The sequence below is a fragment of the Burkholderia sp. TSV86 genome (assembly GCF_001522865.1).
In the GTDB taxonomy this organism is placed as follows: Bacteria; Pseudomonadota; Gammaproteobacteria; order Burkholderiales; family Burkholderiaceae; genus Burkholderia.
In genome coordinates this window covers 38,042-58,486 of sequence record NZ_LOWB01000103.1, presented here as the reverse complement: position 1 = coordinate 58,486, position 20,445 = coordinate 38,042, and the positions used below count along the sequence as shown (strand labels likewise).

Below are 20,445 nucleotides of genomic sequence, written 5' to 3'. Positions count from 1 at the left end.
CATGCCATCTCAACGGCGCAACCCGATACCTTACCGGATTTGGCAATTTCGCGTCGTCGCCGTGGCGCGCGCGGCCCGCGCCTATGCCGCGCCGTCCCTCGCCGAGCGCGACCAGCCGCCGCCGAGCGCGCGATACAGTGCGATCGCATTGGTCAAGCGCAATTGCTTCAGACGAATCAGTTCCTGGCCCGACTCGAACGTGCTGCGCTGCGCGTCGAGCAACTCCAGATAATTCGCGACGCCGTGCTGATAGCGCCGCTGCGCAAGCCTCAGCCGCTCGGCGTCCGCATCGTAGACGGCTCGCTGCGCATCGAGCTGCGCGTCTATCTGATCGCGCGCCGCAAGCGTATCGGCGACTTCGCGAAACGCGATCTGGATCGCCTTTTCGTATTCCGCCACTGCGATATGCGCGCGCGCGTCGGCCACGTCGAGGTTCGCGCGGTTGCGCCCGCCCGCGAAGATCGGCAGCGTCAGCTTCGGCGCGAACGTCCAAACGCCCGCGCCGGCCGAGAACAAGCCCGCGAACGTATCGCTGATCGAACCGATTTCGGTCGTCAGCGCGATACGCGGAAAAAATGCCGCGCGCGCCGCGCCGATATTCGCGTTCGCCGCGATCAGCCGCTGCTCGGCCTGCCGGATGTCGGGCCGCTGCTCGATCAGATCCGACGACAGCCCCGGCGCGATCGGCGCGACCATCCACTCGTCGAGCGGGCGCGCATCGGCTGAGCTTGGCGTCTCGAAATCGCCCGCCAGCAGTTGCAACGCGTGCACCGCCTGCGCATGCTCGCGCGCGAGCGCCGCGCGCGACGCACTGGCCGACGCCACGAGCATTTGCGCCGTGCGCAGCTCGATGGCCGTGCTCGTGCCGCTGTCATAGCGCCGCTGCGTCAGCGCGCGAGCCAATTCGCGCGCGGCGAACGTGCGCTCGGCAAGCGCGAGTTGCTCGACGAGCGCGCGCTCCGTCACATAAGCGGACGCCACCTCCGCGATCAGGCTGATGAGCACGGCACGCCGCGCCTCGGTAGTCGCGAAATACTCGGCAAGCGCCGCGTCGGACAGGTTTTTCACGCGGCCGAACAGATCGATCTCGAACGCGCTCACTCCCACGCCCGCGCGATACAGCCCGCTCGTCGCGCTTTCGCGCAGCACCGGGTCGTACTGGCGGGCACGCTCATAGCCAAGATTGCCGTCGATCGACGGCAGCCGGTCCGCACGCACGACGCCGTACATGCCGCGCGCCTCCTGGATACGCAGCGTCGCGATCCGCAGGTCGCGATTGTTCTTGAGCGCGGCGTCGATCCGCGCGCGCAGCGACGGATCGGTGAAATACGCGCGCCAGTCGTCAAGCCGCGCATCCGGTGCATGCCCGGCAGCCATCGCAAGCCGAACCGCGGCCGCCTGGCGCTCGTGCGGCGGTTGCGCGGCATCGCGCGTTTGTCGCGCGGCGAATGCGTGCGGCCCCTCGGATGCGGGCCGCGCGTCAGACGGGTGCGCTCCGGCGGATACCGGCGAGGCATCCGGCGCTTGGCCGCCGTGCGCGGCCGGCGGCCGCGCGGCGCCCGCGCCGCTGGCCGCATCCGGCGCGTGCGCCTGTTGCGCCTGTTGCGCCTGTTGCGCCTGTTGCGCCGGATACGCCGGATACGCCGGATAACTCGCCGGCACCGGCGCCGCCGGCCGCTCGTAGCGCGGCGCGAGCGAGCAGCCCGCCAGCAGCGCGGCCGCGAGCGCGGCCGGCCATGCGCCGCGCGCCGGCGGCATCGTCAGGCCGCGCTCGCGGCCCGATGCGCGTTTGATCATGACTGAGTCTCCCAAGCCTGCGCATCGCCTCGGCGGCGCGGGCGGACGTCGAACGCACGGCCGACGCAGACGAAAAAGAGCGGGACAAGAAAGATCGCCAGCAGCGTCGCGCTGATCACGCCGCCAAGCACGCCGGTGCCGATCGCCACCTGCGCGCCCGACGCCGCGCCGGACGCGAATGCGAGCGGCAGCACGCCCACGCCGAACGCGAGCGACGTCATCACGATCGGCCGCAGCCGCAGCCGCGCCGCTTCGAGCGCCGCTTCGACGAGCGGCGAGCCCTGCGCGACCAGATCCTTCGCGACCTCGACGATCAGGATCGCGTTCTTCGCCGACAACCCGATCGTCGCGATCAGTCCCACCTTGAAATAAATATCGTTGGGCATCCCGCGCAGCACGACGCCCGTCACGGCGCCGATCACGCCGAGCGGCACGACGAGCATCACTGCGAACGGAATCGACCAGCTCTCATAGAGCGCCGCGAGCGCGAGGAACACGACGAGCACCGACAACGCGAACAGCATCGGCGCCTGCGCGCCCGACAGCCGCTCCTCGTAAGACTGCCCGGACCACGCGTGGCCGATGCCGGCAGGCAGCTTCGCCGCGATCCGCTCGATCGCCGCCATCGCGTCGCCGCTGCTGCGCCCCTCGGCGGCCGAGCCGTTGATCGTAAACGACGGGAAACCGTTGTAGCGGGTCAACTGCGGCGGCCCCAGCGTCCAGCGCAGCTTGGCGAACGCGGAAAGCGGCACCATCTCGCCCTTCGCGTTGCGCACGCGCAGCTTCGTCACGTCGTCGGGATCGAGCCGGTGCTGCCCGTTCGCCTGCACCACCACGCGCCGCACCTGCGCGCCGTGCATGAAATCGCCGATGTAGTCGGAGCCGAACATCACCGCCAGCGTCGTGTTGATTTCGTCCATCGACACGCCGAGCGCCGACGCCTTCGCGCGATCGATATCGAGCTTCAGTTGCGGCGCATCCTGCGTGCCGGCGAACATCAGGTCGGTCAACGCGGCGTCCTTGCGCCCCTCGGCGAGCAGTTTCTCGCGCGCGGCGACGAGCGCTTCGTGGCCGAGTCCGCCGCGATCCTGCAAACGCAAGTCGAAGCCGCTCGTCGAGCCCAGGTCGGGCAGCGCGGGCGAATTCATCGCGAAGACGGTCGTATTCGGCGTGCCCGCAAAGCGCGCGTTGATCCGCTCGACGATCGCCTGCACTTGGTCGTGCGCGCGCTTGCGCAGCTTCCAGTCCTTCAGCGTGACGAAGATCATCCCGCCGTTCGGCCCTTCGCCGTACAGATTGAAGCCGCCGAGCGCGAACGTGTACGCGCTCGGCTCCTCGCGGCGCACGTATTGCTCGACGCGCTGCACGCTCTTCATCGTTTCCGCCAGCGGCGTGCCTTGCGGATGAACCACCATCACCATGAAGTTGCCCTGGTCCTCGTCCGGCAGGAACGCGCTCGGCAGGTGCGTGAGCAACAGCGCCGCGGCCGCCGTCAGCGCGCCGTACACGGCAAGCCAGCGCAGCGGCCGCTTCAGCACGGCGCCCACGCGCTGCGTATAACGGTTCGTCGCGCGCGCGACGAAGCGGTTGAACCAGCCGAAGAAGCCGCGCTTGTCGTGATGGTCGGCGGCAACCGGCGCGAGCAGCGTCGCGCACAACGCGGGCGTCAGCGACAACGCGAGAAACGCCGAGAAACCGATCGACACCGCGAGCGCCAGCGCGAACTGCCGATAGATGTTGCCGACCGCGCCGCCGAAGAACGCCATCGGCACGAACACCGACGTCAGCACCACGGTAATGCCGATGATCGCGCCGCTGATCTGCTTCATCGCCTTCACGGTCGCCTGGTAGGGCGGCAGCTTCTCCTCGACCATCAGCCGCTCGACGTTCTCGACGACGACGATCGCGTCGTCGACCAGGATGCCGATCGCGAGCACCATCCCGAACATCGTCAGCACGTTGATCGAAAAACCCGCGGCGAGCATCACGCCGAACGTGCCGAGCAGCGCGACGGGCACGACGAGCGTCGGAATCAGCGTCGCGCGCAGGTTCTGCATGAACAGGAACATCACGGCGAACACCAGCACGCCCGCCTCGATCAGCGTCGTCACGACCTTGCTCATCGACACGCGCACGAACGACGACGTCTCGTACGGAATCTGGTACTTGACGCCCGCCGGGAAGTACTTCGACAGTTCGTCCATCGTCGCGCGCACGCGCTTTTCGGTGGCCACCGCGTTCGAGCCCGGCGCCAGCTTGATGCCCATGCCGACCGCCGTCTTGCCGTTGACGAACGACGGATAGTTGTAGTCGCTGCCGCCGAATTCGACTTTCGCGACATCGCGCAGATACAGCGCCGAGCCGTCGGCGCGGGCGCGCAGCGCGATCGCGCCGAACGCCTCGGGAGTGGCCAGCGGCGCGTCGGCGAGCACGGTCGCCGCGATCGGCGCGCTATCCGGCACCGCGCTGCGGCCAATGTCGCCGATCGTCACGCGCGCATTGTGCGCGCGCACCGCCGACGCGATGTCGGAAGCCGTCAGATTGAGCGCGGCCATCTTGAGCGGATCGGGCCAGATCCGCATCGCATATTCGGCGCCCCAGAACTGCACCTTGCCGACGCCGTCGACACGGCGCAACGCCTGCACCACGTTCGCCGATGCGTACTCGCCGAGCTGCACGGCCGACAGCCGCCCGTCCTCCGAGGTCAGCGACACGACGATCTGCGTGTTGTCGGCGGCCTTCTCGATCGAAATGCCGTCGCGCCGCACCGGCTCGGGCAGCCGCGATTCGACGGTCTTCAGACGGTTCTCGACATCGACGGCCGCCAGATCGGCGCTCACGCCCTGGCGAAACGTCAGATACAGCGCCGCCTGGCCGACGCTGCTCGTCGCCGACGTGTACAGCAGGCCGGGCACGCCGTTCATCTCGCGCTCGATCACCGCCGTGACCGATTCCTCGACGACCTGCGCGGACGCGCCCGGATAGGTCGCATAAATGCTGACCACGGGCGGCGCGATGTCCGGATACTGGGCCACGGGCAGCGCGCGGATCGCGAAGATGCCGCCCATCATGATGAATAGCGAGATCACCCACGCGAATATCGGGCGATCGATAAAGAATCGAGCCATGATCGAAAACGATGCTTGTCAGATTTAGCGCGGCGCCGAAGCCGGCCGCGCGGCGGCGGCGCGCTCGAGCGCCTTCACGCTCGCGCCCGCGTCGAATTGCGCGGCGTCGCTCACGACGACGCGCTCGCCGCCGGCCAGCCCGCGCGTGACGATCCAGTCACCGCCCTTCATTCGCGACGCGTCGACCGCCACGTCGCGCACCTTGCCGTTCGCGTCGACGACCTTGACGCTCGCGCCGTCGGCCGTGCGCAGCAGCGCGTCGCGCGGCACGAGCACCGCATCGCGCTCGATCGCGCGATCGAGCGCGATGCGCACATACGCGCCCGGCAGCAATTCACGCTCGGGGTTCGGAAAAAGCGCGCGCATCGCGACCGTGTCGGTGGACGGATCGACCGCGAGATCCGCGAACAGCAATTTGCCCTTGCGCTCGTACACGCTGCCATCCGGGCGTATCAGCGTCACCTCGACGTCCTGCTGCGCGATGCCCGCCGCGCGGCCGCTTTTCACCGCGCGCCGCAGCGCCTCGACCTCGGCGGCCGGCTGCGAGAAGTTCACGTAAATCGGATCGAGCTGCTCGACGGTCGTGAGCGGCGTGGCCTGATCCTGGCCGACGAGCGCGCCCTCCGTGACGAGCGCGCGGCGCGCGCGGCCGTCGATCGGCGCGGTGACGCTCGCGTAGCCGAGCTGCAACTGCGCGCGCGCCAGCTCGGCACGCGCGGACGCGACGGCGGCGCGCGCCTGACGCTCGTCGGCTAGCGCCTCGGTATGGTCGCGCTCGCTGACCGCCCGGTCGCGCACCAGATCGTCGTAGCGGCGGCGCTTGTCCTGCGCGGCGAGATATGCGGCCTGCGCCTTCTCGAGCGCGCCGGCCGCCGCATCGCGCGCCGCCTTGAACGGCGCGGGATCGATCCTGAACAGCACGGCGCCGCGCTTGACCTCCTGCCCCTCTTCATAGGTTCGCGCCGTGACGATGCCCGCGACCCGCGCCCGCACTTCGGCCTGCCGGTACGCGTCGAGCCGGCCCGGTAGTTCGACCGTCAGCGGCACCGGCGTCTTGGCAACCGTCACCACGGCCGCATCGCGCGGCGCGGCCGCGTCGCCGTCATCGTGTTTGCCGCAGCCGGCGGCCAGCGCCGCGACGGCGAACGCCAGCCAGATTCGGCGCGTGCGCGCCCGTCGGTCTGTCATTGTTTTCCTCATGATTCATTCGACCCCGCGCGAATGGGAGCCGGTCAGGGCGATCGATTATAATCAGTCACGATTGATTAAATACTCCTGATTGACAGCATGTCGCAAGAAAGCGACAACCATTCGAAAGCAAGGGAGAATCGACCCACATGGCCCGCAAAACGCGTGAAGAATCACTGAACACGAAGCATCGGATTCTCGACGCCGCCGAACTCGTGCTGCTTGAAAAAGGGATCGGGCAAACCGCGATGGCCGATTTCGCGGAAGCGGCCGGCATGTCGCGCGGTGCGATATATGGGCATTTCAAGAACAAGATCGAGGTGTGCGTCGCGATGTGCGACCGGGCGTTCTCGCGCGCGGTCGCGGGCTTCGAATTGTCCGACGAGCGGCCCGCGCTGCACACGCTGCGCCTGGCCGCATCGCACTATCTGCATCAGTGCGGCGAGCCCGGCTCGATGCAGCGCGTGCTCGAAATCCTCTACCTGAAGTGCGAGCAAAGCGACGAAAACGCGCCGGTGCTGCGCCGGCGCGCGCTGTACGAACTGCAGACGCTCAGGATCGCCAAGGCCCTGTTGCGGCGCGCGGTGACGTCGGGCGAACTCAATGCCGCGCTCGATATCCATCTGGCCGGCGTGTATTTCCTGTCGCTGCTCGAAGGCATCTTCGGCTCGATGATCTGGACCACCCGTCTGCGCGGCGATCGCTGGCGCGACGCCGACGCGATGCTGGACGCGGGCATCGATACGTTGCGCACGTCCGCCGCGCTGCGGCTGCGCGACGCCGATGCGCCGCCTCGGCACGCACGCGCGGACTGACGGCGATGGCGCGACGGCGCGATGGCGCGCGGGCCGGGGCTCAGGTTTAGGCTCAGGCCCGAGCCCAAGCACAGACCCAAGCCGATGCACCGCCAAGCGAGCCGCGTCATTTCGCACCGGCCCCGCCCTTTTTCGCACGGGCGGCCCGCCGCGGGCATCGGCGCGCGTATCGTGCGTCGTCCGAATTCGAGGCCCTCATGAAACCATCCACACCCTGCCCGCCTGCACTTGCGCCAGCGTCTGCTCTCCCGCCCGCCGCCGGGATCACGCGCGGCGCGCCCGCGCCTTGCCCGGCGCAGCCAACGGCGTCGCCGAGCCTCGCGGAGCTTTCCCGCCCGAGCGCCAGACGGATAACGGATCTTCCGGCCGAAATCTTGACGAAAATCGCCGGCCACGCCGGCCCGGACGGGCGCAAAAACATGCGCGTCGCTCACTCCCGGTTGAAACAGGCCGCCGAGAACAACGCGGCGCTGCTGATCACGGACCGCACCGAGTTGCGGCAACTGTTGTCGAGCGGGCATTTCAGCCGCCCCAAGAAACTCACGTTGATCGGCAATTACGAAACGGGCGATCTCGACGCGCTGCCGGCCCGTTTGCGCGGCGCGGCCGCTAAGCTTGGGCGTTTGCCGGGAGAATCGGACGGGACTTATCTGAACCGGCTCTTGAGCGCCGGCATCCGGCCGAAGCCTGCCGCCAACGCGGCGGGCTTGTCGGCGTTGCCGGACGAGCCCGGCTGGCCCTATTTCGAGCGTCTTCATCGGCTTGGCGTGAGCGCGCGCCATGCAGCAGCGATCGCGGGCATCGACGTCCCGCCCCCGCCTCGCGCAGACGGATTTCAGCAGGCGCTGTTCTTCCAGCAACACGGCTTTGAAGCTGCCGAGGCAGCGGACCTGGCGCGCGTGCCGCGGGAGACGAACTTGATCCGGCGGCTCAGGCGTATAGCGCGGCCCCCTGATCCAGTCTCCGCGCGATTTATCCAGACGGTTCAATGGCGCGCGCGATCCGATCCGCGCTACGCGGTCTTCGCCGCGCGGCTGAGGCTCGACGCCGACGCATCGCCACCGCGCGGCGGCGAACCTGGGTCTCCGCGAGCGGCGGCGGTGAGCCAGTGAGCCGGTTCATCCGGCTCACCCGCAAGCGGCAGGCGGCCGGGCGGCGGCCGACGGCCCCAACCGGCGCGGTCCTTTCGGACGGCCTGGCGCATCAAATGCGCGCCAGGTTCCACACCCGGACAAAATCGCCCGCCGTCAGGAACAATTGCGCGCATCGCACTGTCACTCAGTACGGCGTCGATTCACCCGGCGGGTTTCAACCGTCCGGAACCGGGTCGCCGTTCGGAGCGGACCAGGTCCGCGTCGCTGGGCCGAACGGGGCGTAATGGGGCACGATCACGAAGATCGTGCCCCGTTACGTTGAACGCCTTGCACTGCCGGCTCGCTTGACGCGAGTCTGTCCGCAGCCGCATACCCACCCCCTATTCGATCGAACCACGCATTTTTAAAGGATGTGGATTCTTTTGGCCAAGCCATCCTTGCATACCGTTTCCGCCGATGAAACCGCGCACGCCGCAGGATCGTCGGCCTCGTTGCCGCGCCCGCCCGCATTCAAGCGCAAGTTGTCCACTGCCAGCGCGATCGGCGCGCTGATCGCATTCGGCATCGCCGCGCTGCCAGCGGTGTCGAAGCCGCCCGCGACGTCAACGCGCGATGCCGCGCGCGCGCCGCAGCGCGTGCTCGCCGACGCGCCGTTCCCCAGCGCGCAGCGCTATGTGACAGCCGAGCTGGAGCAGATCATCGATCAACGCGCGGCGTCAGCCGGCGCTCAGGCGGGCGCCGCGTGGCCCGACCTGCTGGGCGACGCGCTGCCGGCCGGCGCCGGTTTCGCGCCGGCCAGCCGCCCCGCGCCGTCCGGCGTGGCGCGGCCGGGCCTTTTCGCGCCGCTCGCTGAACACCACAGCGAACTCCTCGGCTACGACGTCGGCGCGTTCTCGCTCGCCGTCCCGGCCTTTACGCCGGCCACGAGCGGCGTGCGCACCGGCGCGATCGAGCAGTCGCTCGCCGATACGCTGAACCAGATCGATCTGCCGCCTGAAGTGCGCATTCAGATCGGCGATCTGATCATGAATCGCGTGAAAGCGCACGCGAGCGCGCAGCCGGGCGACTATTACCGGATCGCATTCGATTCCGCGCCGAACTCGGGCACATCGGCCGCTCCCGACGCGGCCGATACACCCGATGCGGCCACGCCGCGCCGGCCGCACGTGGTCGCGCTCGATCTGCGCGTCGCGGGCCGCACATTCGGCATGCTCTGGTTCAAGCCGCCGGGCGCGACAGCCGGCGCGTATTACGCATTCGACGGCCAGCCGCTCGATGCGCCGTCGCTCGTCGAGCCCGTCGTCAGCACACGCATCAGTTCGTACTTCGGCGAGCGCATTCATCCGATCACCCAGGAATTGCAGATGCACACCGGCGTCGATCTCGTCGCGCCGGCCGGCGCGCCCGTCGATGCGGCGGCGGCCGGCGTCGTGTCGTTCATCGGCACCGATCCCGAAGGCTACGGCAAATACGTCGTGATCGACCATCCGGATCGGACGTCGACCTATTACGCGCACCTGTCGGCGTTCGCGCCGGGGCTCGAGGTCGGCATGCCCGTCGCCCAGGGGCAACGGGTCGGCGCGGTGGGCTCGACGGGCGCGGCCACCGGGCCGCACTTGCATTTCGAGGTCCGCATCGACGATCAGCCGGTCGATCCGCTCGTCGCGCTCGCGAACGCGCAGCACACGCTGTCGGCGATGCAGCTCGACGCGTTCCGGCGCGTGGCAAGCGAGACGCGCCTGCGGCTCGCGGCAAACGATACGCGGCGGCCCGGGCTTGCGCGTGTCGACGCGCCGCTGTGGTCCGCTTTCGCGACCGGCACAACCGGCGCATCGACACTGCGTGCGATCTTCGCCGCGCACTATGCCGCGTCGTGACGTTGCCATGAAGCGCGCGCATCGGATGCGGCAGCGCACGCCGCGGCCGGTTGCTCCGGTGCGGGCGGCCGCGTGCGGCGGCGCGCGAGCAGCCGTGTCGCCGCGAAATCCAGTGTCGTGCAGAGCACCAGATAAATGACGCCAACGAAGAAGAAAATCTGCGCGGGATACACCATCAGCCGGTTGTTGATCTGCGTCGCGACGAACGACAGCTCCGGCACGCCGACGATATACGCGAGCGAAGTGTCCTTCACGAGCGATACCCACTGATTGACGAACGACGGCGTCATGATCCGCACCGCCTGCGGCAACAGCACGTAACGGACCGTCTGCCAGCGCGTGAGCCCGAGCGACAGGCCCGCCTGCCACTGCCCGGCCCCCGCCGCGCGAATGCCGGCATGCACCGAATGCGCAAGATAGGCGCCGCCGATCAGCGACAGCGCGCTCACCACGGCCGCGAGCCCCGGCACATCCGCATGCAGCAGCACCGGCAGCAGAAAGTACGTCCAGAAGATCAGCATCAGCACCGGAATCGCCCGGAAAAAGCCGATCACGACAACGAGCGCGCCGCGCACCGCGCCGCTCGACAGCGCGAGCGCCACGCCAAGTGCGACGCCGAGCACGGCCGACGCGAGCGCCGAGGCAATCGCCAGCACGAGCGACAGCGCGGCGCCGCCGAGCGGGCCGTCGGGAAACGCGCCGATCAGCAGATACGGAAGATTGTCGAAGAGTATCGGCCAGTCCATCGTCAGCGCCCGGTGAATGCGCGCTCGCGCCGCATGACGCTCCATTGCGCGAGCGCCTCGACGGCCGCGACCGCCGCGATGTACAGCACGCTCGCCACGCCGAACGCCGCGAAGGTCTTAAACGTCTCGGTTTCAACCTGCCGCGACGCATACGACAGCTCAGCGACACCGATGGCCATCGTCAACGACGAATTCTTGATCAGATTCATGTATTGACCGAACAGCGGCGGCAACGCGATGCGCACCGCCTGCGGCAGCACGACGAAGCGAAACGTCTGCTGCGGCGTGAGCCCAAGCGCGCTCGCCGCGTCACGCTGCCCCTGCGGCACGCCGCGAATGCCCGCTTGAAATTCCTCGGCAACGAACGCGCTGGTATAGAGGCTCAGTCCGATCCAGCCGGCGACGAATTCGAACGACGGCCACTGCACGAGCGTGACGCCGCCCCACGTCCATGCATGCCGCGCATTGAGCCACGCCATCGCGTGCTCCGGCAGCAGCGACGCCACGCCGAAATACCAAAACAGCAGTTGCACGACGAGCGGCGTGTTGCGGAACGCGACAATGTACGCGGCCACGGCGCGCGCTGGCAGCGCGGCCCTCGCATCGCGCGTGAGCGCGAGCGCAAAACCCGCGAGCGTCGCGGCCACGGCCGCCGCGAGCGACAAACCCAGCGTCAGCAGAAAACCCTGCCACAGCCACATCAGATACTTCGGAGCGAGCCAGCCATCCATTTCGTTTGCATGGGCCGCCGGAACGCGGCCGTTGGTTCCTTCGCAAGCGCCGCGGTGCGCATCGATACGGCGCGCGCCGCGGCATGGCGTGCATGAGCACGCATCGTCGATCCAACGCCGGGGCGGATGCGAAGATTGAACGTCCGGATCGAACGCCCCGGCCGAACGTCAGATCCGGATCAGCTCTTGTCGCCGATTTTGAAGATGCGCGCGAGCGGCGTCTTGGTGGCCGGGCCGAACCACGCATCGTAAATCCGCGCCGCTCGCCCGCTCGATTCGAGTCCCTTGAGCGTCTCGTTGACGAACGCGACGAGCCGCGTCTCGCCCTTCGGAATGCCCACGCCCATGTAATCGCTCGAAATAGCGAACGACGACACTTCATAGTTCTGCCGATCCGGCACGTTCGCCAGCAAGCCGATCAGCTTCGGGCCGTCCTGCGTGATCGCCTGCACGTTGCCCGCGCGCAGCGCGGCGAATGCGAACGGCGTGTCGTCGTAGGCGACGATCGTTGCCTTCGGATACTTCTCGCGCACGACGATCTCGTTCGTCGTGCCCTTGTCCGCGCCGATACGCAGCGCGTTCAGTTGATCCGGCGATTTCAGCACGCCCTTCTTCGAAATGAACTGCGTGCCGGACGCGAAGTACGGAATGCTGAAGTCGATCTGCTTCGCACGCTCGTCGGTGATCGTGAAGTTCGCGAGCACGAGATCGACCTTGCCCGACGTGAGGAACGGAATGCGATTCGCGGGATTGGTCGGCTGCAGCTTCAGCTTGACGCCGAGCTTGTCAGCCAGCGCTTGCGCGTAGTCCACGTCCAGGCCGACGATCTGGTTCGTCTTCGGATCGACGAAACCGAACGGCGGGTTGCTGTCGAACGTCGCGACGCGCAGCACGCCGGCTTTCTTGATGTCGTCCAGACGGTCCGCGTGCGCGGCGGCATGAGCCGCGATCAGCGAGCAGCCGACGAGCCAGGTAGCGAGTGTCTTGAGTTTCATTGGTGCAATCTCTCTGATGGAGCCTTGTGGTTTATCCGGCGGGCCGGCGCGCGACGTGCATCGGCTCGGGAGTCGGCGCAGCGGCGTCGCCGCTGCGAGCCCGTCACCGTAACAGTGCATGCACCCTTTTCGAACCAATAAATGCTGCTGTACTCAGCAATATTTCTGCTATGACGCACCCACGCGCCACGCTCAATGCTGCGCGCCCCAGCGCCGGACCGTCACACGCTCGAGCACGTCGAACACGCCGTGCTCGACCAGCAGACCGATCACGATCACCGCGGCGAGCCCGGCGAACACGCGATCGGTATAAAGCTCATTGCGGTTCTGGAATATGTACCAGCCGAGGCCGCCGCCCGCGCTCGCGCCGAACACCAGCTCGGCCGCGATCAGCGTGCGCCACGCAAACGCCCAGCCGACGCGCAGACCCGCGAGAATCGACGGCAGCGCGGCCGGAATCAGGATCGCGACGACGTGGCGCAGCCCCGTCAGCCCGTAGTTGCGGCCGACCATGCGCAGCGTCGCGGGCACAGCCTGGAAACCCGCGAACGTATTGAGCGCGAGCGGCCAGAGCACCGCATGGACGAGCACGAATAGCAGACTGCCGCTGCCGAGGCCGAACCACAGCAGCGCGAGCGGCAGCAGCGCGATCGACGGTAGCGGATTGAACATCGCGGTCAGCATCGTCAGCAGATCGCGACCGATACGCGTCGATACCGCCAGCGCGGTCAACGCGAATGCGCAGCCCACGCCGAGCGCATAGCCGCGCAACAGCACCGATAGCGACACCGCGATCTTCGCCGGCAGCTCGCCGCTCGCAATGCCTTGCGCGAATGCGAGCGCCGTCGCGCCGAACGTCGGCAGCAGCAGATCGTTGTCGAGCACGCGCGCGGCGATTTCCCACAACGCGATCAATACGATGGCGATCGCCGTCTTGCGCAGCCAGCCGGCGTCGCGCAGGCGGCCAAGCAACGCACGGCGGGCGCCGCGCGCCAGCGGCCGCGCGTGCTGGCCGCCGGCGTGCGGCGCGGCATCGCGAACAGCGCCGGCCGGCGCCGATGCGGTTTCATCGAGCGCGATCTCATATTCGCGCCGCACGGGAGGCAGCGGCCGGGCGCTCATGCGCTGGCTCCGGCCTCGCGGGCGTCGTCGCCGTCGCCGTCGCCGAACAGCAGCCGATGAATCCGGTTCGCCGCTTGCTGAAAATCCGCTCGGCCGACGCTGCCGTCGTCGAAATGATGGCTGTTGAGTTCCGCGCGCACGCGCCCCGGATGCGGCGACAGCAACAAAATCCGATTGCCGACCACGAGCGCTTCGTCGATCGAATGCGTGACGAACAGCAGCGTGAAGCGCGCATCGTCCCACAAACGCAGCAGCTCTTGCTGCATGCGTCGCCGCGTCAATGCATCGAGCGCGGCAAACGGCTCGTCCATCAGCAGCACGCGCGGCTCCATGGCGAGCGCGCGCGCGATGGCGACCCGCTGCTTCATGCCGCCCGACAGCGTATGCGGATACGCGTCGGCGAATGCCGACAGCCCGACCTTTTCGAGCGCCTCGCCCGCGCGCCGCGCCGCGTCGCCGCGCGGCAGCTTCCTCGCCGCACGCAACGCGAACGCAATGTTCTCGTGCACCGTTTTCCACGGCGGCAACTGATCGAACTCCTGGAATACGACGATGCGATCGGCACCAGGGCCGCGCACCGGCTCGCCCGCGAGCGCGATCGTGCCCTCGACGGGCGCGATGAAGCCCGCGATCGCCTTGAGCAACGTCGATTTGCCGCAACCGGACGGGCCGAGCAGCACGAAACGGTCCGCTTCGTACACGTCGAAACTTACCTGCTGCGTCGCGCGCACGACGCGCTCGCGGCTGCGGTATTCGAGCGTCACGCGATCGATCGCGAGCAGCTTGCCGCTTGTCGCGCCGCCCAAATGCGGCAACAGGATTGGCGCTTGCGCCGCCATGCACTGTACTCCATCGAAGTCCGCCGGAATCGATCGCCCGCGCGTCACGCAAAAAAATGCCCGCTGCGCGAGCGGGCGAGAATCCCAGTCAAGGAGGTGTCACACGAACTACGGGTTCAGAATAAAACCCGCCGCCATTGCGCACAACGAAGCATTTTCGATATCGATATCGTTCGCGCCGCATTGAGCGCATAGCGGATGCCTGCCACTCAACTGCCCTGCGCCGTCGCGGGATCGTCGAAAAAATAATCGCGCCAGGTCTTGGGCTCATTGCGGATCGCCCCGACCCGGTGCATGAACGCCGCGAGCGCGAACGTGTTCTGCGGCGTGACCTTGAACTGCACCTGCGGATTCTTCACGATCTTCAGCAGCAGCGCGCGGTCCGCGTTCGTTTGGTTCACACGCCGGTACGCGTCCACCGCGCCGTCCGGATTGGCCTGCACGTAGCGCGCGGCCTGCTCGAGCGCGGCGACGAACGCGCGATAAGTCTTCGGATTGTCGCGCCGAAAGCGTTCGGTCGCATACAGCACCGTCGCGGAACTTGGGCCGCCCAGCACGTCGTAGGAATTCAGCACGACATGCGCGTTCGGATTGCCCGCGAGTTCCTGGTCCTGAAACGGCGGATTGCCGAAATGCGCGCTGATCTCGGTGCCGCCCGCGATGATCGCGGCCGTCGCATCGGGATGCGGAACCGCTTGCGTCAGCTTGTCGAGCCGGTTGTATTCTCGATCGCCCCAGCGCTGCGCCGCCGCGAATTGCAGCACGCGCGATTGCACCGATACCGTGACCGCCGGCACCGCGATGCGGTCGCGCTCGGTGAAATCCGCGATCGTCTTCACGCGCGGCTGGTTACTGATGAGGTAGTACGGCAGATTGCCGAGCGACGCGACGCCCTTCACATTCTGCTTACCGCGCGTGCGGTCCCAGATCGTCAAAAGCGGCCCGACGCCCGCGCCCGCGATGTCGATCGAGCCCGACAGCAGCGCATCGTTGATCGCCGCGCCGCCCGACAGCCGAACCCAGTCGACGTCGATCGAAATCCCCTCGGCACGCCCGGCTTGCTCGATCAAATGCTGATCGCGCGCGACGTTCAGCAACAAATAGACGATGCCGAACTGCTCGGCGATCCGGATGCGACCTTCGGCGCGGGCCGCCGGCGCGGCCAGCCATGATCCCGCCGCAAGCGTGGCAACGAGCGCGGCCGCGAACGCGCGCCGCGCGGAAAAAACAATCCGTGCCATGAAATCCCCCAAGCCATGCCGTCGAGACAGCGAATCTAGTGGCGGCGCGGCGTGCGGGTCAACGAAGCAAATTCGCTACGCTTATCGGCTGCGGCGATAACGGCGGCGCAGCGCTCGAGGCAACGCATATGAAAAAACGGCGTTTCGCACTGAAGACGAAACGCCGTGTGACGTGAAAACGTGAATGACGTGAAACGTCGCGCCTCCGCGCGGCGCGGCATCCGGCTCGAATGCGGCAGCCCGTGCCTCGACGGCCCCATACCGCGCCCATGCCGTTGCCGACGCCGGCGGCGGCCGCGCCGGACCTCACGGTTCGTTGCGCAAATAACCTTCCTTGCCCGGATCGCGCATCCGGTACGACACCACGAGCGAAATCGCCGCCAGCGCCGTGACATACCAGTAGAACATCGATTCGCTGCCGATCGACTTGAACCACAGCGCGACATACTCGGCCGTGCCGCCGAAGGCCGCGTTCGCGACCGCATACGACAGGCCCACGCCCATCGCACGCACCTCGGGCGGGAACATCTCGGCCTTGATGAGGCCGCTGATCGACGTATAGAAACTGACGATCGCGAGCGCGACGATCACGAGCCCGAATGCCGCATACGGGTTCGTCACGCCGCCGAGCGCATGCATCAGCGGGACGGTGCAGATCATCGAGCCCGAGCCGAACAGGATCATCGACGTGCGGCGTCCGATCCTGTCCGACAGCGCGCCAAACACAGGCTGCATCAGCATGTAGACGAACAGCGCCGCGGTCATCACGTTGCTCGCCGTTTTCGCGTGCATGCCCGCCGTGTTGACGAGGTACTTCTGCATATACGTCGTGAACGTATAGAAAAGCAGCGAACCGCCGGCGGTAAAGCCCACCACGGTCAGGAACGCGCCCTTGTGCTGCCAGACGCCGCGGATCGTGCCCGCGTCCTTCGCCTTGCGCGACGCTTGAGTCGACGTCTCGTCGAGCGACTTGCGCAGATACAGCGAAATCAGCGCGGCCGCCGCGCCGGCGACGAACGGAATGCGCCAGCCCCACGCCTTGAGTTCGGCGCTGGACAGCACCTGCTGCAGAATCACGAGCACAAGAAGCGCGCAGAGCTGGCCGCCGATCAGCGTCACGTACTGAAACGACGCGAAGAAGCCGCGCCGCCCCTTGAGCGCGACCTCGCTCATGTAAGTCGCGCTCGTGCCGTACTCGCCGCCCACGGACAGCCCCTGGAACAACCGGGCGACGAGCAGCAGGACCGGCGCGAGCGCGCCGATCTGCGCGTAAGTCGGCAACGCCGCGATCACGAGCGAGCCGCCGCACATCATCAGCACCGAAATCATCATCGCGGTGCGGCGGCCGTGCTTGTCGGCAATCCGGCCGAACAGCCAGCCACCGATCGGCCGCATCAGAAATCCTGCCGCGAACACGCCCGCCGTGTTCAAAAGCTGCGTCGTCGCATTGCCGCTCGGGAAGAACGCGGGCGCGAAGTACAGCGCGCAAAACGAGTAAACGTAAAAATCAAACCATTCGACGAGATTGCCCGACGATGCGCCAACGATCGCGAGAACGCGTCGCCGCACGTCGGACCGCGCGACGGCGGCATGGTCGAGTCGATCATTCATGGGTGGTCTCTGCGGGTTGAAATTTTCTCGAATTGCCGGCGATCGACGCATCGGCCCGGCCGGACGCGCCGGTGATACCGGTTCCAGCGTCGCGCGCAGCGATTTTAACGAAATGTAAGTTGGCTGAATGTACGGGATGGTCCGGATATCGCGCTGCGGCCGGCGGTTATTTTGGCCACCATGCGCGCATCAAGCGAAAACGCGAGCCAGGCGGCTCGCGTTTCGCGCAAGATTGCGCGCCGCGACGGGCGCGCGCGGATCATCGGAAGATCAAAGGCGGATTTCCGGCGCGGTGTAGCGGCACTCGTAGCGCTTGCGGACCGTCCCCGATTCGTCGACGCTTTCGAGAAACACGTCGAACTGCCAGAGCCGCGCCACATGCTTGAGCACCTCTTCGCTGTCGTTCGACAGATGCCGGTTGTCGGTCATGAAGTGACGCAACGTCAAACTGCGATCGCCGCGCGTGTTGACCGACCACACCTGAATGTTCGGCTCGCGATGGTGGATGTCGTACTGACGGGACAATGCCTGCCTCACATACTGATAGCCGCTGTCGTCATGAATCGCCGACACTTCGAGCGCATCGCGCATATCGTCGTCGAGCACCGAGAAAAGCCGCATCTCGCGAATCAAATGCGGCGACAGATATTGCGCGATGAAGCTCTCGTCCTTGAAGTTGCGCATCGCGTAATGGAGTGCCGGCAGCCACGGACTGCCGGCAAGCTCCGGAAACCATTTGTAGTCCTCGTCGGTCGGCGCCTCGCAGATCCGGCGAATGTCGCTCATCATCGAAAAGCCGAGCGCGTAAGGGTTGATCCCGCTGTAATACGGTTTCGTCACGGGCGGCTGATAGATCACGTTGCTGTGCGAATGGAGGAACTCCATCATGAAGCCGTCCGCGAGCTTGCCCTGGTTGTACATCGTGTTGAGCAGCGTGTAATGCCAGAACGTCGCCCAGCCCTCGTTCATCACCTGCGTTTGCCGCTGTGGATAGAAATACTGGCCGATCTTGCGCACGATGCGGATCACCTCCCGCTCCCACGGCTCGAGAAACGGCGAATTCTTCTCGGCAAAATACAGCAGGTTCTCCTGCGGCTCGGGCGGATAGCGCTCCTCCTGCTCTTCCGCCTGTTCCTGCTTCTTGCCGGGCAGCGTGCGCCATAGCTCATTGATCTGCGACTGCAGGTAAGCTTCGCGCTCGCGCCGCAATTCCGACTCTTTCGCAAGCGACGGCTTTTGCGGCCGCTTATAGCGGTCGACGCCGTAATTCATCAGCGCGTGGCACGAGTCGAGCAGTTCCTCGACGCGATCGAGCCCGTAGCGCTCCTCACATTCGGCGACGTAGTTCTTCGCGTAGACCAAGTAATCGATGATCGCATGCGCGTCCGTCCACAACCGGAACAGATAGTTGCCCTTGAAAAACGAGTTATGCCCGTAAGCCGCGTGCGCGATCACGAGCGCCTGCATCGTCATCGTATTCTCTTCCATCAGATACGCGATGCAAGGATTCGAATTGATGACGATCTCGTAAGCGAGCCCCATCTGCCCGCGCCGGTAGCTTTTCTCGGTGGCGAGGAAATGCTTGCCGAACGACCAGTGGCGATAGTTGACCGGCATGCCCACCGACGCGTAAGCATCCATCATCTGCTCGGCGCTGATGAGTTCGAGTTGGATCGGATAGATGTCGAGTTCGTATTGCTCGGCGACCTGCGAGATGTGGGTGTCGTACTCTTCGATCAGCTCGAAAGTCCAATCGGACGGGCACGGCAACGGTTTGCGATCGGCAACGTTCATACGCGCTTCCTTCGGCCCGCTCGCCGGTGCTTGCAGGCAATGCGCCGCCGTGTCGGCCGTCGCGCCGTGTTGCGCGCCGGGCTCCGATGCGTCGTCGCTGTTGCGGTGCGGTTCATATCCGCGTGCTTCGTTATCCAAATGGCGTGTCGTCATCAGGTTTCCACGTGCTTTTCGAAGAGTTCCCGGAACACCGGATAGATATCGGCGGCCGATTCCACTTTCTTCATCGCGAGATGCGGTTGCGACAGCGCCAGTTGCGCGTATTCGAGCCACAGATTTTGCTCTTCCGGCGTCACCTGGATGTAGGCGAAGTAGCGCACCTTGGTCAGGATATCGTCGTCGAGGATCTTGCGGCATTTCGGCGAATCATCGGTCCAGTTGTCGCCGTCCGATGCCTGCGCGCCATAGATGTTCCATTCGGTCGGCGAATAGCGTTCATCCATCACCTTGCGCATGAGTTCGAGCGCGCTCGACACGACCGTGCCGCCGCTTTCGGTCGAATGGAAGAACGTGTCCTCGTCGACCTCCTCTGCACGCGTATGGTGACGGATGAACACAACCTCGATGCGCTCGTAATTGCGTTTCAGGAACAGGTACAGCAGGATGAAAAAGCGCTTGGCAAGATCCTTGCGCTGCTCGTCCATCGAGCCCGATACGTCCATCAGGCAGAACATCACCGCCTGGCTCGACGGCTGCGGCTGTTTCACCCGGTTCACGTAGCGAAGGTCGAACGGATCGATGAACGGAATCCGCCAGATGCGGCCCTTCAGATGATGGATCGCCTCTTCCAACTGCGCCATCTCGACACGGTGATCGCCGGGTTCGTCGCTCAGCGCCTCGAGCTTCGCTTCGAGTTCGCGCAATTCGTTGACGAGCGGCGAGCCAAGCGCGATACGCCGGCCCAGCGCGCTCCTGAGCGAGCGCACAATGTCGATGTTGTTCGGCGTGCCTTCGGCCGCCCAGCCCGCCCGCACGCTCTTCCAGCTCGGAACCGTCAGCAGATGGGTTTTGACCAGGCGCGGCAGTTCGAGATCGTCGAAGAAATATTGCATGAACTCTTCGCGGGACAACTCGAACACGAAGTCATCCTGACCTTCCCCCTCGTTGCTCGCCTGGCTGCCGCCGCCTCCACCGCCGCCTGGCGGACGCGGAATCTTGTCGCCGCGCACATAATCGGCGTTGCCCGGATGCACGATCTCGCGGCGCCCGCCGGGGCCGTGCCGGAACGTCGGCTCGGCGATGTCCTTGCGCGGAATCGTGATGCTCTGCGTGCTTTGAATGTCCTTGATGCTGCGATCACGCACGGCGTCGGATACCGCGCGTCGAATGTAATTCTTCACGCGGCGCAGGAAGCGCTCGCGGTTTGCAATGCTCTTGTTCTTGCCGGCCAGCCTGCGGTCGATGATTTGATGAAGCACACCCGGTCTCCCGCTCGAATGTCGATATGCCGGGGCACCGCCGCGCATG

Annotated in this window: 15 protein-coding genes; 3 read left to right on the top strand and 12 right to left on the bottom strand. The window is 66.4% G+C overall.

Annotated features, from left to right (window positions below; genetic code table 11):
* Window positions 1-81 precede the first annotated feature (81 nt).
* Genes WS68_RS17615 through WS68_RS17605 form a run of 3 tightly spaced genes read right to left on the bottom strand, consistent with a single transcriptional unit; the run spans window position 82 to window position 6,113 of the window.
* Window positions 82-1,797: an efflux transporter outer membrane subunit gene (locus WS68_RS17615; protein WP_059572012.1), complete on the bottom strand. Its 1,716-nt coding sequence runs from the start codon at window positions 1,795-1,797 to the stop codon at window positions 82-84.
* Window positions 1,794-4,925 (bottom strand): multidrug efflux RND transporter permease subunit, encoded by a 3,132-nt coding sequence (locus WS68_RS17610; protein WP_059572011.1) that lies wholly within the window; start codon window positions 4,923-4,925, stop codon window positions 1,794-1,796. The genes WS68_RS17615 and WS68_RS17610 overlap by 4 nt, the downstream gene beginning before the upstream one ends.
* Window positions 4,926-4,949: 24 nt before the next feature.
* Window positions 4,950-6,113, bottom strand: a complete 1,164-nt coding sequence (locus WS68_RS17605) for a MexX/AxyX family multidrug efflux RND transporter periplasmic adaptor subunit (RefSeq protein WP_059572010.1) — start codon at window positions 6,111-6,113, stop codon at window positions 4,950-4,952.
* Window positions 6,114-6,262: 149 nt separating this feature from the next.
* Here WS68_RS17605 and WS68_RS17600 point away from each other — a divergent pair, with 149 nt between their 5' ends.
* From WS68_RS17600 to WS68_RS17590, 3 genes are all read left to right on the top strand, one after another.
* Window positions 6,263-6,928, top strand: coding sequence for a TetR family transcriptional regulator (locus tag WS68_RS17600; protein ID WP_059572009.1), 666 nt, complete (start codon window positions 6,263-6,265; stop codon window positions 6,926-6,928).
* Window positions 6,929-7,347: 419 nt separating this feature from the next.
* Window positions 7,348-8,040: a hypothetical protein gene (locus WS68_RS17595; protein WP_156429560.1), complete on the top strand. Its 693-nt coding sequence runs from the start codon at window positions 7,348-7,350 to the stop codon at window positions 8,038-8,040.
* A 404-nt stretch (window positions 8,041-8,444) separates the two neighbouring features.
* Window positions 8,445-9,899, top strand: coding sequence for a M23 family metallopeptidase (locus WS68_RS17590; protein ID WP_059572076.1), 1,455 nt, complete (start codon window positions 8,445-8,447; stop codon window positions 9,897-9,899).
* Here WS68_RS17590 and WS68_RS17585 read toward each other — a convergent pair.
* The 9 genes from WS68_RS17585 to WS68_RS17540 all read right to left on the bottom strand — a co-directional run bounded on the left by WS68_RS17585 (window position 9,884) and on the right by WS68_RS17540 (window position 20,396).
* Window positions 9,884-10,645, bottom strand: a complete 762-nt coding sequence (locus tag WS68_RS17585; protein ID WP_059572075.1) for an amino acid ABC transporter permease — start codon at window positions 10,643-10,645, stop codon at window positions 9,884-9,886. The genes WS68_RS17590 and WS68_RS17585 overlap by 16 nt on opposite strands.
* A 2-nt stretch (window positions 10,646-10,647) precedes the next feature.
* On the bottom strand, window positions 10,648-11,376 hold the full coding sequence (locus WS68_RS17580) for an amino acid ABC transporter permease (RefSeq protein ID WP_059572007.1): 729 nt from the start codon (window positions 11,374-11,376) through the stop codon (window positions 10,648-10,650).
* A gap of 179 nt (window positions 11,377-11,555) precedes the next feature.
* A complete protein-coding gene (locus WS68_RS17575) occupies window positions 11,556-12,371 on the bottom strand; it encodes an ABC transporter substrate-binding protein (RefSeq protein WP_059572006.1) in 816 nt (271 codons plus the stop codon).
* A gap of 192 nt (window positions 12,372-12,563) precedes the next feature.
* A complete protein-coding gene (locus WS68_RS17570) occupies window positions 12,564-13,493 on the bottom strand; it encodes an ABC transporter permease (RefSeq protein WP_059572005.1) in 930 nt (309 codons plus the stop codon).
* Window positions 13,490-14,332 (bottom strand): ABC transporter ATP-binding protein, encoded by an 843-nt coding sequence (locus tag WS68_RS17565; RefSeq protein WP_059572004.1) that lies wholly within the window; start codon window positions 14,330-14,332, stop codon window positions 13,490-13,492. Before WS68_RS17565 ends, WS68_RS17570 begins: the two co-directional genes overlap by 4 nt.
* Window positions 14,333-14,541: 209 nt before the next feature.
* On the bottom strand, window positions 14,542-15,573 hold the full coding sequence (locus WS68_RS17560; RefSeq protein ID WP_059572003.1) for an ABC transporter substrate-binding protein: 1,032 nt from the start codon (window positions 15,571-15,573) through the stop codon (window positions 14,542-14,544).
* 306 nt (window positions 15,574-15,879) lie between these two features.
* Complete coding sequence (locus WS68_RS17550) at window positions 15,880-17,184, bottom strand: MFS family transporter (protein ID WP_059572001.1); 1,305 nt, start codon at window positions 17,182-17,184, stop codon at window positions 15,880-15,882.
* Window positions 17,185-17,454: 270 nt separating this feature from the next.
* The gene (locus WS68_RS17545; protein WP_059572000.1) at window positions 17,455-19,131 is read right to left on the bottom strand and encodes a SpoVR family protein; all 1,677 of its coding nucleotides are present in this window, start codon (window positions 19,129-19,131) and stop codon (window positions 17,455-17,457) included.
* A complete protein-coding gene (locus WS68_RS17540) occupies window positions 19,131-20,396 on the bottom strand; it encodes a YeaH/YhbH family protein (protein ID WP_059571999.1) in 1,266 nt (421 codons plus the stop codon). Before WS68_RS17540 ends, WS68_RS17545 begins: the two co-directional genes overlap by 1 nt.
* Between the last annotated feature and the right edge of the window lie 49 nt (window positions 20,397-20,445).